This is a genomic window from Mesorhizobium sp. 2RAF45 (assembly GCF_052115225.1).
GTDB classification, from domain to species: domain Bacteria; phylum Pseudomonadota; class Alphaproteobacteria; order Rhizobiales; family Rhizobiaceae; genus Mesorhizobium; species Mesorhizobium jarvisii.
Genome location: NZ_JBFRGG010000008.1, coordinates 110,104 through 124,644, shown reverse-complemented (window position 1 = coordinate 124,644; position 14,541 = coordinate 110,104). Strand labels below are relative to the sequence as shown.

Annotated in this window: 15 protein-coding genes; 8 read left to right on the top strand and 7 right to left on the bottom strand. The window is 64.4% G+C overall.

Annotated elements, in window-relative coordinates:
* Positions 1-48: 48 nt before the first annotated feature.
* From dapF to AB4Z43_RS21240, 6 genes are all read left to right on the top strand, one after another.
* Positions 49-933 (top strand): diaminopimelate epimerase, encoded by an 885-nt coding sequence (gene dapF, locus AB4Z43_RS21265; protein WP_038650590.1) that lies wholly within the window; start codon positions 49-51, stop codon positions 931-933.
* Positions 933-2,273, top strand: coding sequence for a tRNA (N(6)-L-threonylcarbamoyladenosine(37)-C(2))-methylthiotransferase MtaB (mtaB, locus tag AB4Z43_RS21260; protein WP_441938884.1), 1,341 nt, complete (start codon positions 933-935; stop codon positions 2,271-2,273). Before dapF ends, mtaB begins: the two co-directional genes overlap by 1 nt.
* 12 nt (positions 2,274-2,285) lie before the next feature.
* A complete protein-coding gene (gene ftsY / locus AB4Z43_RS21255; RefSeq protein WP_441938883.1) occupies positions 2,286-4,325 on the top strand; it encodes a signal recognition particle-docking protein FtsY in 2,040 nt (679 codons plus the stop codon).
* A gap of 45 nt (positions 4,326-4,370) precedes the next feature.
* Positions 4,371-5,045, top strand: a complete 675-nt coding sequence (locus AB4Z43_RS21250; protein WP_038650596.1) for a septation protein A — start codon at positions 4,371-4,373, stop codon at positions 5,043-5,045.
* Positions 5,046-5,114: 69 nt separating this feature from the next.
* Positions 5,115-5,735, top strand: a complete 621-nt coding sequence (locus tag AB4Z43_RS21245; RefSeq protein ID WP_038650599.1) for a pyridoxamine 5'-phosphate oxidase family protein — start codon at positions 5,115-5,117, stop codon at positions 5,733-5,735.
* A 21-nt stretch (positions 5,736-5,756) separates the two neighbouring features.
* The gene (locus tag AB4Z43_RS21240) at positions 5,757-6,287 is read left to right on the top strand and encodes an NADPH-dependent FMN reductase (RefSeq protein WP_441938882.1); all 531 of its coding nucleotides are present in this window, start codon (positions 5,757-5,759) and stop codon (positions 6,285-6,287) included.
* A 240-nt stretch (positions 6,288-6,527) separates the two neighbouring features.
* Here AB4Z43_RS21240 and AB4Z43_RS21235 read toward each other — a convergent pair whose 3' ends face one another.
* Positions 6,528-6,734: a tautomerase family protein gene (locus AB4Z43_RS21235; RefSeq protein ID WP_019862056.1), complete on the bottom strand. Its 207-nt coding sequence runs from the start codon at positions 6,732-6,734 to the stop codon at positions 6,528-6,530.
* A 162-nt stretch (positions 6,735-6,896) separates the two neighbouring features.
* Entirely contained in the window at positions 6,897-7,817 is a 921-nt protein-coding gene (locus tag AB4Z43_RS21230; RefSeq protein WP_019862057.1) for an SMP-30/gluconolactonase/LRE family protein, read from the bottom strand.
* Between the two features lie 292 nt (positions 7,818-8,109).
* Here AB4Z43_RS21230 and AB4Z43_RS21225 point away from each other — a divergent pair, with 292 nt between their 5' ends.
* A complete protein-coding gene (locus AB4Z43_RS21225; RefSeq protein ID WP_019862058.1) occupies positions 8,110-8,277 on the top strand; it encodes a hypothetical protein in 168 nt (55 codons plus the stop codon).
* Positions 8,278-8,563: 286 nt separating this feature from the next.
* On the opposite strand, the gene AB4Z43_RS21220 is transcribed toward AB4Z43_RS21225, so the two are convergent.
* From AB4Z43_RS21220 to ccmA, 4 genes are all read right to left on the bottom strand, one after another.
* Positions 8,564-9,142 (bottom strand): DsbE family thiol:disulfide interchange protein, encoded by a 579-nt coding sequence (locus AB4Z43_RS21220; protein ID WP_019862059.1) that lies wholly within the window; start codon positions 9,140-9,142, stop codon positions 8,564-8,566.
* On the bottom strand, positions 9,139-9,312 hold the full coding sequence (ccmD, locus tag AB4Z43_RS21215) for a heme exporter protein CcmD (RefSeq protein WP_010912356.1): 174 nt from the start codon (positions 9,310-9,312) through the stop codon (positions 9,139-9,141). The genes AB4Z43_RS21220 and ccmD overlap by 4 nt, the downstream gene beginning before the upstream one ends.
* Before the next feature lie 161 nt (positions 9,313-9,473).
* Positions 9,474-10,139, bottom strand: a complete 666-nt coding sequence (ccmB, locus tag AB4Z43_RS21210; protein WP_019862060.1) for a heme exporter protein CcmB — start codon at positions 10,137-10,139, stop codon at positions 9,474-9,476.
* Positions 10,139-10,774 carry a heme ABC exporter ATP-binding protein CcmA gene (gene ccmA, locus AB4Z43_RS21205; RefSeq protein WP_064981497.1) on the bottom strand — a complete coding sequence of 212 codons (636 nt, stop codon included), beginning with the start codon at positions 10,772-10,774 and terminating at the stop codon, positions 10,139-10,141. Before ccmA ends, ccmB begins: the two co-directional genes overlap by 1 nt.
* A 285-nt stretch (positions 10,775-11,059) precedes the next feature.
* Between ccmA and acnA the strand changes: the two genes are divergently transcribed.
* On the top strand, positions 11,060-13,750 hold the full coding sequence (gene acnA / locus AB4Z43_RS21200; protein WP_441938881.1) for an aconitate hydratase AcnA: 2,691 nt from the start codon (positions 11,060-11,062) through the stop codon (positions 13,748-13,750).
* Between the two features lie 78 nt (positions 13,751-13,828).
* On the opposite strand, the gene AB4Z43_RS21195 is transcribed toward acnA, so the two are convergent.
* Positions 13,829-14,494 carry a ceramidase domain-containing protein gene (locus tag AB4Z43_RS21195; RefSeq protein WP_441938880.1) on the bottom strand — a complete coding sequence of 222 codons (666 nt, stop codon included), beginning with the start codon at positions 14,492-14,494 and terminating at the stop codon, positions 13,829-13,831.
* Positions 14,495-14,541 lie beyond the last annotated feature (47 nt).

Sequence of the window (14,541 nt, the reverse complement as noted above, 5' to 3'; positions counted from 1 at the left end):
CCCGTTTCCGCCATATAGCGCCAAACGGACACGGAATTTCGCGGAGCAATGGCAAGCACTGCCCCTTTCGCCAAGATGAACGGCATCGGCAACGAGATCATCGTCGCCGATATGCGCGGCCGTGCCGATCAGGTGACGGCGGCGGCGGCCCTTGCGCTGAACGCCGATGCCGCGACCCGCTTCGACCAGATCATGGCGATCCATGATGCGAAGACGCCGGGCACCGCCTACTATGTCGACATCCTGAATTCCGACGGCACCAGTGCGCAGGCCTGCGGCAACGGCATGCGCTGCGTCGTCCAGGCGCTCGCCGCCGAGACCGGCCAGAAGACCTTCACCTTCGAGACCCGCGCCGGCATTCTCAACGCCAGGGAACATGCCGACGGCACGATCTCGGTCGACATGGGCATGCCGCATTTCGGCTGGCAGGAAATTCCGCTCGCCGAGGAGTTCCGCGACACCCGCATGATCGAATTGCAGATCGGCCCGATCGACGCTCCGGTGCTGCATTCGCCCTCCGCCGTCTCGATGGGCAACCCGCACGCCATCTTCTGGGTCGACCGCGATGTCTGGTCCTATGAGCTCGAGCGTTTCGGCCCGCTGCTCGAAAACCACCCGATCTTTCCCGAGCGCGCCAACATCACCATTGCCCAGGTGACCTCACCCGAGAGCATGATCATCCGTACCTGGGAACGCGGCGCCGGCCTGACCAAGGCCTGCGGCTCCGCCGCCTGCGCATCGGTGGTGGCCGCGGCCCGCACCAGGCGCACCGGCCGCAGCGTCAGCCTTTTGACCCCCGGCGGTGGCACGCTGCATGTCGAATGGCGCGAGGACGACCACGTCATCCTGACCGGTGCCGCCGAGTGGGAATTTTCCGGCAGCTTCGATCCCTCGACCGGCACCTGGGCCCGCGACACCGAAAGCGCGGCCTGATGTCGGTTGCTCTGTCCAGGAGCCCGGATTTCGACGGCTTCCTTTCCGAGGCCCCCAGCCGCATTGACGTGGTGACCTTCGGCTGCCGGCTGAACACCTATGAATCCGAAGTGATGCGGCGCGAGGCCGAAAGCGCCGGTCTCGGCACGCTGCAAGGCGGCGCGGTGATCTTCAACACCTGCGCCGTCACCGGCGAGGCGGTCCGCCAGGCCAAACAGGCGATCCGCAAGGCGCGCCGCGACAATCCGCAGGCGCGTATCATCGTCACCGGCTGCGCCGCGCAGACTGAGCCTGAAAAATTCGCCGCCATGGACGAGGTCGATCTCGTGCTTGGCAATGAAGAGAAGCTGAAGGCAAACTCGTACCGCGCGCTGCCGGATTTCGGCGTCAACGACACCGAGAAGGCCCGCGTCAACGACATCTTCTCGGTGCGCGAGACCGCCGGCCACATGGTCGATGCCATAGAAGGCCGCGCCCGCGCTTTCGTCCAGGTGCAGAATGGCTGCGACCATCGCTGCACCTTCTGCATCATTCCGTATGGCCGCGGCAATTCCCGCTCGGTGCCGATGGGCGCCGTGGTCGAGCAGGTCAAGCGTCTCGCCGGCAATGGTTATGCCGAGATCGTGCTGACCGGCGTCGACATGACCAGTTTCGGCGCCGATCTGCCGGGGGCGCCCAAGCTCGGCAAACTGGTGAAGACCATTTTGAAGCAGGTGCCCGACGTGAAGCGCCTGCGGCTATCCTCGATCGATTCCATCGAGGCCGACGACGATTTGCTCGATGCCATCGCCACCGAACCCAGGCTGATGCCGCATCTGCATCTGTCGCTGCAGTCCGGCGACGACATGATCCTGAAGCGCATGAAGCGAAGGCATCTGCGCGACCAGTCGATCCGTTTCTGCGAGGATGTGCGCAAATTGCGCCCTGCGATCGTCTTCGGCGCCGACATCATCGCCGGCTTCCCGACCGAGACCGACGCCATGTTCGAGAACTCGATAAAAATCGTCGAGGAATGTGGCCTGACCCATCTCCATGTCTTCCCGTTTTCACCGCGCGAGGGCACGCCCGCCGCGCGCATGCCGCAGGTCCGCCGCGAACTGGTCAAGCAGCGTGCCGCCCGTTTGCGCGCCGCCGGCGAAGCCGCCTATCGGCGCCATCTGTCCTCGCTGCCTGGAACCCGTCAGTCGATCCTGATCGAGCGCGATGGCCTCGGCCGCACCGAAGGATTTACCCTCGCCGCACTCGGCACCGGCGCGCCGGGCGAGATCGTCGAAGCGACAATTACTGGCCACGATGGCGCCCGGCTCAACGCAGTGCCGCTTGCCGCACGCGCCGCCTGAGAAACGCAAAGCATGGCTGGTTTTTTCAAGAAGATATTTTCGTTCGGCAAGAAAGAGGTTGTCGAGGAGCGCGTCGACGAGACCGCCCCGCTGCCCCCGATCAAATGGGACCAGCTCGATGCGCTGAAGCCGGCTGCCGAACAGGTCGTTCCGGAGTTTTTGAAGCGCGAGGAGCTGGAACCAGCGCGCCACCCTCCCCTCGATGGGGAGGGTCGCCACGAAGTGGCGGGGAGGGGTGACAGCGCCGACGCCAGCGCCGATCACCCCCACTCCCAAGCTGCGCTTGGGACCTCCCCCATCGAGGGGGAGGTAAAGGACGCGCCTCAGCCGTCGCCTGTCGAGGAACCGGCAACCGAGCCCGCTCCGACCATCCCGCCCATGCCGGTGCCGGCGATTCCCGCCGAGCCGGAACCCCTGCCGCAGCCCGCGCCGCAAGAGGAACCCGCACCCGCGCCTGAGCCGCCGGCGCCCGAGGAAATTCCGCTTCCTCCCGCCGCTCCGGAGCCCGCTCCCGAGCCGCAGCCGCAAGAAGTCCCCGCTCCGGCACCTGCCGAGCCGGAGATTGTGCCGCCGCGCCCGGAAAGGCAGCCCGAACCGGCACCGATCGAAGTGCCAGCGCCGCCTGCGGAGATCCCGGTCGAGACACCAGCACCGATCGAGGTGCCTCCACCGGCGGCCCCGTCCGCACAGCCGACTTTAGAAGCTGGCGCCGCCCCTCATCCGCCTGCCGGCACCTTCTCCCCGTATAGAGACGGGGAGAAGGAAGCTGCCAGTGACGCCACGCCTTCTCTCGCAAACATTGAAGAAGAAGCCTCGACGCCGACGCCCCCCTCTCCCCGTACTTCACGGGGAGAGGGTAAGGGTGAGGGGCAGCGCGAGCGCACGCAAGATTTGGCACCTGCTGCCGAACTCGCGCCAGCGACTGCCGCGCCTCAGGCCCCGGCGGCGGAAATCGCGCCTCCCATTCGTCAGCCGGCACCAATCGAGACGCAGCCCGTCCTTGCCGAGATCGCGCCCGAGCCGCAGCCCGTCCCACAGCCGAAGCCGGAACCGAAACCCGCTCCCGGCAAGGTGACCGTCGCCAAGAAGGTCGAGCAGAAGGCCGAGCCGGTGAAGGCGCCGGAGCCGGCGCCGCGGCGCTCCTGGTTCCAGCGCATGCGGGACGGGCTTGCCCGTTCCTCGCGCGAGCTCACCGGCAACATTGCCGGCGTCTTCACCAGGCGCAAGCTGGACGAGGACACGCTGCAGGACCTGGAAGACGTGCTGATCCGCGCCGATCTCGGCATGGAGACGGCGCTGCGCGTTACCGATGCGCTGGCTTCCAGCCGCTACGGCAAGGATGTCTCCGACACCGAAGTGCGCGCCATCATGGCGGCCGAGGTGGAGAAGGTGCTGACCCCTGTCGCCATGCCGCTGGAACTCGACCTCTCGCACAAGCCGCATGTCATCCTGGTGGTCGGCGTCAACGGCACCGGCAAGACCACCACCATCGGCAAGCTGGCGGCAAAACTGACCGATGGCGGCCTGTCGGTGATGCTCGCCGCCGGCGACACCTTCCGCGCCGCCGCGATCGAACAGCTGAAGATCTGGGGCGAACGGACGAAATCGCCCGTCATCGCCTCCAAGCTCGGCGCCGATGCCGCCGGCCTCGCCTATGACGCCTTCGAGAGGGCCAAGGAAGCCGGCTCCGACGTGCTGATCATCGACACCGCCGGACGCCTGCAGAACAAGACTGAACTGATGGCCGAGCTCGAGAAGATCGTGCGCGTGCTCGGCAAGCTCGACCCGGAAGCGCCACACACCGTGCTGCAGACGGTCGACGCCACCACCGGCCAGAACGCGCTCAACCAGGTCGAGATCTTCCGCAACATCGCCGGCGTCAACGGCCTGGTGATGACCAAGCTGGACGGCACGGCGCGCGGCGGTATTCTGGTGGCGATCGCGGCAAAGCACAAATTGCCGGTCTATTTCATCGGCGTCGGCGAACAGGTCGACGACCTCGAACCTTTCTCCGCGAGCGAATTCGCCAGGGCGATCGCTGGAGTGGCGTAACGGCATGATCCCTTTTCAACGGGATCGTGCGTAAGAAGGAAGATCATGAACCCACCCATTCTCGAACGCGATCCGTCCGACCCGCAGAAAGAGAAGAAGGAAGGCGTCAATCCCGTGCTCAAGCTGGTGCTGGAGCTTGGGCCGCTGTTGGTGTTCTTCTTCGCCAATGCGCGCGGCGAGTGGCTGGTGCAGAAGTTCCCTGTTCTGGGCGAATTCGGCGGCCCGATCTTCGTCGCCACCGGCCTGTTCATGGCCGCAACGGCAATCGCGCTGATCGCCTCGTGGCTGCTGACGCGCACGCTGCCGATCATGCCGATGGTGTCGGGCGTCGTCGTCTTCATCTTCGGCGCGCTGACGCTCTATCTGCAGGATGACATCTTCATCAAGATGAAGCCGACCATCGTCAACACGCTGTTCGGCGGCGTGCTGCTCGGCGGCCTGTTCTTCGGCAGGTCGCTGCTCGGCTATGTCTTCGATTCTGCCTTCAAGCTCGATGCCGAAGGCTGGCGCAAGCTCACCTTCCGCTGGGGCCTGTTCTTCCTGTTCCTGGCCATCGTCAATGAAGTGGTGTGGCGCAATTTTTCCACCGATGCCTGGGTTACCTTCAAGGTCTGGGGCATCATGCCGATCACGCTTCTGTTCACCTTCAGCCAGATGCCGCTGATCCTGCGCCATTCGCTGGACGACAAGGCAAGCGGGGAAGAAAAGGCCGGCAAGTAGAGCAATTCCAGGAATAGTGTGAAGCGGTTTTCCGTCCGGAATTGCGTCCAAACAACTGAGGAGAGGGCCATGGAATTCGTCACCACGCACGAAGAATTGCGGACGATCTACAAGACGCCACGGCCGACCGACGGTTCCATTCGCAAGGAGCTCAAGGCGCTCGACGGCCATTGCCGCTCCTTCATCGGCAAGAGCCCCTTCGTGCTGATCGGCTCGTCCGATGGTGCCGGCAATGCCGACGTGACGCCGAAGGGCGACAAGCCCGGCTTCGCCGCCATTCTCGACGACAGGACCATCGCCATCCCCGACCGGCCCGGCAACAACCGGCTGGACACGCTGGAGAATATACTGCGCAATCCCTCGGTCGGGCTGCTCTTCCTCATCCCCGGCATGAACGAGACACTGCGCGTCAATGGCGATGCCCGCATCACCGTCGACGCCGGTTTGCGCAAGCGCCTCGCCGTCGACGGCAAGGAGCCGCAAAGCGTCATCGTGGTCACGGTCAAGGCGGCCTACATGCATTGCGCCAAGGCCTTCATGCGCTCCGATCTGTGGAAGCCCGACACCTGGTACGACCGCGCGACGCTGCCGACGCTCGGCCAGATCCTGCGCGACCAGCTGGTGGTCGCCGATTCGGCCGAGGCGACGGACCGCTGGCTCGACGAAGAATACAAGCAGACGATGTGGTAGGCGCCGGACCGATCTCACGCTGTGCTGAACCTTCTCGCCATCTCCGGCAGCTTGCGGGCCGCCTCCACCAATTCCGCCCTGGTCGCGGCACTGGCGCGCAACGCGCCGGCGGGCTGCCGCGTCACCATCTATGGCGGGCTCGGCCGTCTGCCGATCTTCAATCCCGATGACGAGGGCGAGCGCACGCCGCGCGAAGCGGCCGAGCTGATCGACGCCGTCACCGGCGCCGACGGCATCATCGTCTCCTGTCCCGAATATGCCCATGGCGTGCCTGGCGGGCTGAAGAACGCGCTCGACTGGCTGGTCTCGCGCGACGCCGCCATCGCCAAGCCCGCCATGCTGGCCCACGCCTCGCAGCGCTCGCTGTTCGCCCGCGCCGCTTTGGCCGAGGTCATGCGGACGATGTCCTTCGCGCTTTGTGAGGGCGGGATCGAGGTTGCATTGCTGGGGAAGAAGCCGCCGGAGGTGGATGGCATCCTGACGGAACCGGTGAGCGTGCTGGCAATGCGCAATGGGCTCACGGCCTTCGCGGAGTTTATCCGCTCGCGCTGATCTGTTGGCGGCCAACCATACGACTTCGTCATTCTAGGGCGGAGCAAGGAGCGCAGCGACGCGGCGCAGACCCCTGGAGCTGCTCAGCAGCCCAAGGAATCCATGCCGTTACACTAAGGCGCTGCAATGCTTACAGAATTCTGCACCGCAGCACTCCGAGTCGGAAGTCACGGCATGGATCCTCGGGTCAAGCCCGAGGATGACGAAGGAAAGGTGCACCCGCAGTCGAGCGTCGCCACCCTACCCCTTCCGCAGCGTCTCGACGTCGGTCCTGCCGACATACCAGTCGCGGGCATTGACCTCCTCGAAAACCACCCAGACATCGTCATTGCCAAGTCCGGTGGCGTCCATGATGGCCGCCGTGACTTTCTTGGCGATGTCAGCCTTCTTGCCTGCCGGATCGGCGGCGATCACTTCCTTGACGATGCGGATGTTGACGAATGGCATGACGCTCTCCCCTTGAATTGTGTCTGATACCGGCAAGAGACTGCTTCGAGATCCTTTCCGGAGAACTGAATGGCGGCAGCTCCGGTAGCCGAGGCGCAACTGGCGCCACGGGTATGCGCAGCAACGCCATCAAAACCCGCCAGAGAAGCGTGTCGAGCAGCCTCAAAAAGTCTTGGCCCCGTTCACCATCAGCCGCACCGAATAGAGCGAGGTGGTGCCGGCGATGTAGAGGCAGTTCAGCTTGGCGCCGCCGAACACGCAATTGGCGGTCACCTCCGGCACCTTGACCTTGCCGATCAGCGTGCCGTCCGGATCGTAGCAGTGGATGCCGTCGGCAGCGCTGGTCCAGATGCGTCCGTCGGCGTCGAGCCGGAAGCCGTCGAACAGGCCGGCGGTGCAGTCGGCGAAGACCTTGCCACCCGACACCTTCTTGCCGTGCTTGCCGACGTTGAACACCCGCATATGCGCCGGGTTCTCAGCGCCGTGCGTACGGCCGGTGTCGACGACATAGAGCAGGCTTTCGTCGAGCGAGAAGGCGAGCCCGTTGGGCCGCACCATGTCGGTGATGACGGCCTCGATCTCGCCGCTGTCGGGATCGACCCGGTAGACGTAGCAGGCGCCGATCTCGCTCTCGGCCTTGTCGCCCTCATAGTCGGTGTCGATGCCGTAGGTCGGGTCGGTGAACCAGATCGAGCCGTCGGACTTCACCACCACGTCGTTGGGTGAGTTCAGCCGCTTGCCCTTCCATTTGGCGGCAATGGTGGTGACCGAGCCGTCATGCTCGGTGCGGCTGACGCGGCGGCCCGAATGCTCGCAGGTCACCAGCCGGCCCTGCCGGTCGACGGTGTTGCCGTTGGAATTGCCCGAGGGCTGGCGGAAGACGCTGACGCTGCCATCCGTCTCGTCATAGCGCAGCATGCGGTTGTTCGGGATATCGGACCAGACGACATAGCGCCCGGCGGCGAACCAGGCCGGCCCTTCCGCCCAGCGGCATCCGGTGAACAGCTTCTCCACCTGCGCATTGCCGTTGAACAGGCGCGCGAAGCGCGGATCGAGAATTTCGTAATAGTCTGCGGCCGCCATGCATTTCCTCCCGGCATCACGTGATACCGGATCAAGCCAGCCCGCGATCGATCTGGCAAGACGCGGCCTTCGCAATTTGTATGACAAAACAGAGAGGAAGCCGCCGCCCAGGCAGTTCTGGCCCCGATCGTCCAACCAGGACGCCTTAGGACTCGATTAACCGGCTATGCGCTGCGTGCAATGGTGCATTGCAACATCTTCTTTTTGCAACGCACCAATCCTATGTCATGTTTCGTATTGACCAAGGGAGGAAGAAACCGCCGCCAGAATGCGGCACAGAAGGACCCTTGCTATGATCTTCAACGATCTCATGACCCGCGCTCGCAACAACATCGCCAAGCGCAAGCACTACAACCGCCTCGTCGCCGAAATCGACAGCTTCTCCAGCCGCGATCTGGCCGACATGCGCGCCGACCGCTCGGAAATGCTCTACCAGATCCACAAGCAGATCTACGGCTGAGTATTCGGTCGACCTATCACGTTCGTCATCCTTGGGCGTAGCGACGCGAAGCGGAGCGAAGACCCCTGGAGCTGCTCAGCAGCCCGAGGGATCCATGCCGTGATCTTCGAGCGCCGCGGCGGTGCAGAATTTCTGTCTACCGCTGTACGCAACGCCTATTCTGATCCGAAGTATCCTTGACCAACGTCCCGGCATGGATTCCTTGGGCTGCTGAGCAGCTCCAGGGTCTGCGCCGCGTCGCTTCGCTCCTTGCTTCGCCCTAGAATGACGAAGCGCGAGAACGCCATCAGTTCGGTGCTGCTAATGCCTTGTCGATCTGCGGCAGCAAGAGATCCCGCGCCGCTTCCGCCGTCAGCGGGCCGACATGCTTGTAGGCAATTCTGCCGTCCTTGCCGATGACGAAGGTTTCCGGCACGCCGTAGACGCCCCAGTCGATCGCCGTGCGGCCGGCTTCGTCGACGCCGATGGCCTGGAACGGATTGCCGAGATCGCCGAGGAACCGGCGGGCGTTTTCCGGCCGGTCCTTGTAATTCAGCGCCGCCATGGTGAACCGCTTGTCCTGCGACAGCGCCAGCAGCACCGGATGCTCTTCGCGGCACGGCGCGCACCATGACGCAAACACATTGACCAGCGTGACCTTGCCGGCGAACGCCCTGGAATCAAGCCCCGGCAGGTTTGACCCCTCCAGTGCCGGCAGATTGGTCTGCGGCGCCGGCAGCCCGATCAGCGCCGATGGCACTTCCGAGACATCGCGTCCTGACAGCAGCTGCCACAGGAACAGGCCCGCCAGGCCGAGAAAGATCAGCAGCGGCAACAGCACGAACAGGCGGCGACCACGCGTCGGCGTTTCGGTTTCGCTGCTCACGACTTTTCTGCCTCCGCCTTGTCGGAACGCCGCCGCACGCCGGCTGCTTCCAGTTCGGCAAGATCGCGCTTGCGGCCCTTTTGGTCGAGCAGGATCCAGCCGATCAGCCCGGCCAGAACAACCGCCGTGATGCCGTAGGCGGCCGTGACATAGAGTGCGTGCGCACTCATGCCTGCCGCTCCATCGGCGCGCCTCTTTCCAGCCGTCTGCCTCGTTCGATCATGCTTTCCCTTAGCGACATGCCCATGGCTGCGCAACGCGCCGTGGTTTCAAACCTACATGGCCGCCGCGCCGCCGCCCTTGATGTCGCGCAAACCATGCCAAACCTCGCTCAATCGGTTCCGTGGCGCAGCGCCAGCGCTGCCGAGGCCGGCCCTAGCACGCCAAGAAACAGCGTCAGCGCGGCAAGAATGAGGAAGGGTTGCAGGAAAGGATCGGGATCGGCCGTCGCGCCGTAGCTCGCCGAAACGCCGAAGATCAGCACCGGAATGGTCAGCGGCAGCACCAGCACCGAGATCAGCAGCCCGCCGCGCGGCAGCGCCACCGCCACCGCGGCACCAGCGGCGCCAATGAAGGTGATGGCCGGCGTGCCGACCAGCAGCGTCAGCGCGGTCGCGCCGATGCCGAGCGGCTCCATGTTCATGAACAGGCCGAGCAAGGGGGCGGCGACGACCAGCGGCAGCACGCTGCCCGCCCAATGCGCCAGGCATTTCACCAGCACGGTCAGCGCCAGCATGTGCCGGTCGTTGCCCAGCACCAGCAGATCGAGCGAGCCATCCTCGCGGTCGGCCTGGAACAGCCGGTCGAGCCCGAGCAGGCAGGCGAGCAGCGCGCCGATCCACAGGATCGCCGGGCCGATGCGGGAAAGCAGCTTCAGGTCCGGCCCGACGCCGAACGGGATGGTGGCGATGACGGCGAGGAAGAAAATGACGCCGGTCAACGCGCCGCCGCCGGCACGGATGTTGAGGCGGATGTCACGGGCGAAGAGGGACCACATTACGATATGATCCCTTGTTGAGGCAGGCGCTCTGTGGCTTCCCCCATCCTCAACTCCGTCGCCTCGATCCCCAGCGGCAGATGCGTCGCCGCGACAATCATCCCGCCAGCCACGCAATGCTTCATCATCAGTGCCGCGAACCGCGCCTCCGAAGCCTTGTCCAAACCCGCCGTCGGCTCGTCGAGCAGCCACAGCGGCCGATGGCTGACCAAGAGCTTGGCGATCGCCGCGCGCCGCCTTTGCCCGGTCGAGAGATAGCCGAACGGCAGATGGCCGATGCCGCCGAGCCCGACGGTCTCCAGCGCCTCGTCGACACTCGAATCGCCACTTCCATTGAAATCACGCCAAAAGCGCAGGTTTTCCACGACACTCAGCGCCGTCTTCATCGCGTTCTGATGCCCGAGATAATGACAGGCCGAGGCGATCGACGGAAAGTCATCGCCGCCACCTTCGATCAGCAGCCGGCCTTCGGCCTTCGGCAGCAGTCCGGCGATGATCCGGAGCAAGGTCGATTTGCCCGATCCGTTCGGCCCGGTGACGACCAGCGCCTGGCCCTGATCGAGCGCAAAGCCGACGCCGGAAAAAACCCCCTCGCCGCCGCGTTCGCCGCCCAGATTTTCGGCGATAAGCCGCATCCCTCGCCTGCCCCGAAAACAATGTTCCGCGGTCGCTGCCGCATCGCACAAATTTGCTTTTTGACTGTCTAGAACTATTCCGGAAAATTCTCTATATGCGGTGCATCCGTGCCAGCGGTCGGCTCGGGAACAGAATTAGCGCCGAACCAGCGCACGCGCCGCCTTGAACGGCTCGGGTTGCTTGGGAACGGACAGCGGAAATGGCCGTACCCGCACCTTTGCGCGTGATTGCATGCCATCGGCGTCCGTTCCCTTTCAGGCTGAACAGACAAGGACGGATCGCACGTGTCAAAATCCCTCGATAGTTTCAATTGCCGTCGCACGCTGACCGCGGGCGGCACCGAATATGCCTATTTCGACCTCGTCGAGGCCGAGAAGAACGGCCTCACCGGCATCGCCCAGTTGCCCTATTCGATGAAGGTGCTGCTAGAGAACCTGCTGCGCAATGAGGACGGCCGCTCCGTCACCAAGGAATCGATCCAGGCGGTGGCCGGCTGGCTGACCGACAAGGGCACCGCCGGCGTCGAGATCGCCTATCGCCCGGCCCGCGTGCTGATGCAGGATTTCACCGGCGTTCCGGCCGTGGTCGACCTGGCCGCCATGCGCGACGCCATGGCTTCGCTCGGCGGCGACCCGCAGAAGATCAATCCGCTGGTGCCGGTCGACCTCGTCATCGACCATTCCGTCATCGTCGACGAATTCGGCACGCCGATGGCCTTCGCCCGCAATGTCGAGCTCGAATACGAGCGCAACGAGGAACGCTACAAGTTCCTGAAATGGGGCCAGCAGGCGTTCCGCAACTTCCGCGTCGTGCCGCCCGGCACCGGCATCTGCCACCAGGTCAACCTCGAATATCTCGGCCAGGTGGTGTGGACCAACACCGAGGACGGCGAAACCACGGCCTATCCCGACACCTGCGTCGGCACCGATTCGCACACCACGATGATCAACGGCCTTGGCGTTCTCGGCTGGGGCGTCGGCGGCATCGAGGCCGAGGCGGCCATGCTCGGCCAGCCGGTCTCCATGCTTCTGCCCGAGGTGATCGGCTTCCGCCTCACCGGCAAGCTCAAGGAAGGCGTCACCGCCACCGACCTGGTGCTCACCGTCACCCAAATGCTGCGCAAGAAGGGCGTCGTCGGCAAGTTCGTCGAGTTCTTCGGCCCGGGCCTGTCCAACATGACGCTCGCCGACCGCGCCACCATCGGCAACATGGCCCCGGAATATGGCGCCACCTGCGGCTTCTTCCCGGTCGATTCGGAAACCATCCGCTACCTGACGATGTCCGGCCGCGAGGAAAGCCGCATCGCGCTGGTCGAAGCCTATTCCAAGGCGCAAGGCATGTGGCGCGAGGCCGGCTCCGCCGACCCGGTCTTCACCGACCTGCTCGAGCTCGAGCTCAGCAGCGTCGTGCCGTCGATGGCCGGCCCCAAGCGCCCCGAGGGCCGCGTCGCGCTGGAAGGCATTCCGGCCGGCTTCGCCAAGGCGATGGAGACCGAATACAAGAAGGCGGCGGAGATTTCCAAGCGCTACGCCGTCGAAGGCACCGACCATGATCTCGGCCATGGCGACGTCGTCATCGCCGCCATCACGTCGTGCACCAACACCTCGAACCCGAGCGTGCTGATCGGCGCCGGCCTTCTGGCCCGCAACGCCAACCGCCTCGGCCTCAAGCAGAAGCCGTGGGTGAAGACCTCGCTCGCCCCCGGCAGCCAGGTGGTCGCCGAATATCTCGAAAAGTCCGGCCTGCAGAAGGAGCTCGACCAGATCGGCTTCAACCTGGTCGGCTTCGGCTGCACCACCTGCATCGGCAATTCCGGCCCGCTGCCGGCGCCGATCTCCAAGACCATCAACGACAAAGGTCTGATTGCCGCCGCGGTCTTGTCCGGCAACCGCAACTTCGAAGGCCGCGTCTCGCCCGACGTGCAGGCCAACTACCTGGCGTCACCGCCGCTGGTCGTGGCGCACGCGCTGGCCGGCACCGTCACCAAGGACCTGACGACCGAGCCGCTCGGCGAGGACAAGAACGGCAATCCGGTCTACCTCAAGGATATCTGGCCGAGCTCGGCCGAGATCCAGGAGTTCATCGAGAAGAACGTCACCCGCGAGCTGTTCGCCCGCAAATATGCCGACGTCTTCAAGGGCGACGAGCACTGGCAGAAGGTTCAGGCACCGGAAGGTCAGACCTATGCCTGGGACGACAATTCGACCTATGTGCAGAACCCGCCCTATTTCGCCGGCATGACATCAGGTTTCGGCAAGATCGGCGACATCAAGGGCGCGCGCGTGCTCGGCCTGTTCGGCGACAAGATCACCACCGACCACATCTCGCCGGCGGGTTCGATCAAGGCCGCCTCGCCGGCCGGCAAATACCTCACCGACCATGGCGTCGGCGTCGCCGACTTCAACCAGTACGGCACGCGGCGCGGCAATCATGAGGTGATGATGCGCGGCACCTTCGCCAACATCCGCATCCGCAACCACATGCTGGGCGAGAACGGCCGCGAGGGCGGCTACACCATCCACTACCCGTCGAAGGAAGAGGAATCGATCTACGACGCGGCGATGGAGTACAAGAAGAAAGGCGTGCCGCTGGTGATATTCGCCGGTGTCGAATACGGCAACGGCTCTTCGCGCGACTGGGCCGCCAAAGGAACGAATCTCCTTGGTGTCCGCGCGGTCATCGCCCAATCCTTCGAGCGCATCCATCGCTCGAACCTGGTCGGCATGGGCGTCATCCCCTTCGTCTTCGAGGAAGGCACGTCCTGGGCTTCGCTCAACCTCAAGGGCGACGAACTGGTCGAGATCGACGGATTGAGCATGATCAAGCCGCGCCAGACGATGACCGCCAAGATCACCTATGGCGACGGCACGGTGAAGAACGTGCCGATCATCTGCCGCATCGATACGCTGGACGAGCTCGACTACTTCAAGAACGGCGGCATCTTGCAGTACGTGCTGCGCGATTTGGCTGCGTAGCCGCAGCCAGGGAATAGGGCTTGGGCAGTAGGGAATAAGACCCCTACTGCCTACTGCCTACTGCCTACTGCCTACTGCCTACTCCTTCGGCGCTCCAAACCGCGCCACCGCCGCCAACAGCACCCCCAGCATCAGCCCGTTGAGGAGGTGCCACAGGAAGTGCGTGCCAAGCGGAAAGCCGGCGCAGACGATCGGGTCGATCATCCGGCAGATGGCAGACACCACGAAGATCGCCGACCCCGCCAGATTGTACCAGCCGGCCCGGTTGCCGCTTGCCGTCACCCAGATGCCGAAGAAGGCGAGCGCCACGAACGGCGGCAGGTAGCTCGTCGTGCCGTTCGATGCCTGGCGCAGCCAATCCGGCACGGCGAAACTTATCGCGCCGGCCACCGCATAGAAAACGACGAAGACCGCGATCGCCTTGCCCCATTCCATGCCGAGGAAGCGGCGCAGGTTAAACAGCGTATACGCGAGCGTGAAGCTGGCAATCGGCAGGATATCGGCCCAGATCGTGCCCTTGGTGGCAAAGGTATGGAAGATGGTCGAGCCGATGCCGATCGCCACCACCCACCAAGCCAGCACCTCGGCGAAAGTGCCGGCCTTGCATCGGCGTACTTCCCGCACACCCCATAGTCCCGCTGCAATGAAAGCAAGGTTGGTCAAAGCATTGGCGGGTTCGGCCCAAAGTCCAGGCCCGGTCCGCTCGCAATAGAGATCGACAGGGGTCAGGAGAGTTTGCCACATGATGGTGATGCCACTCCCTAATCGAACCACGTCGTGAAATGCAGTGT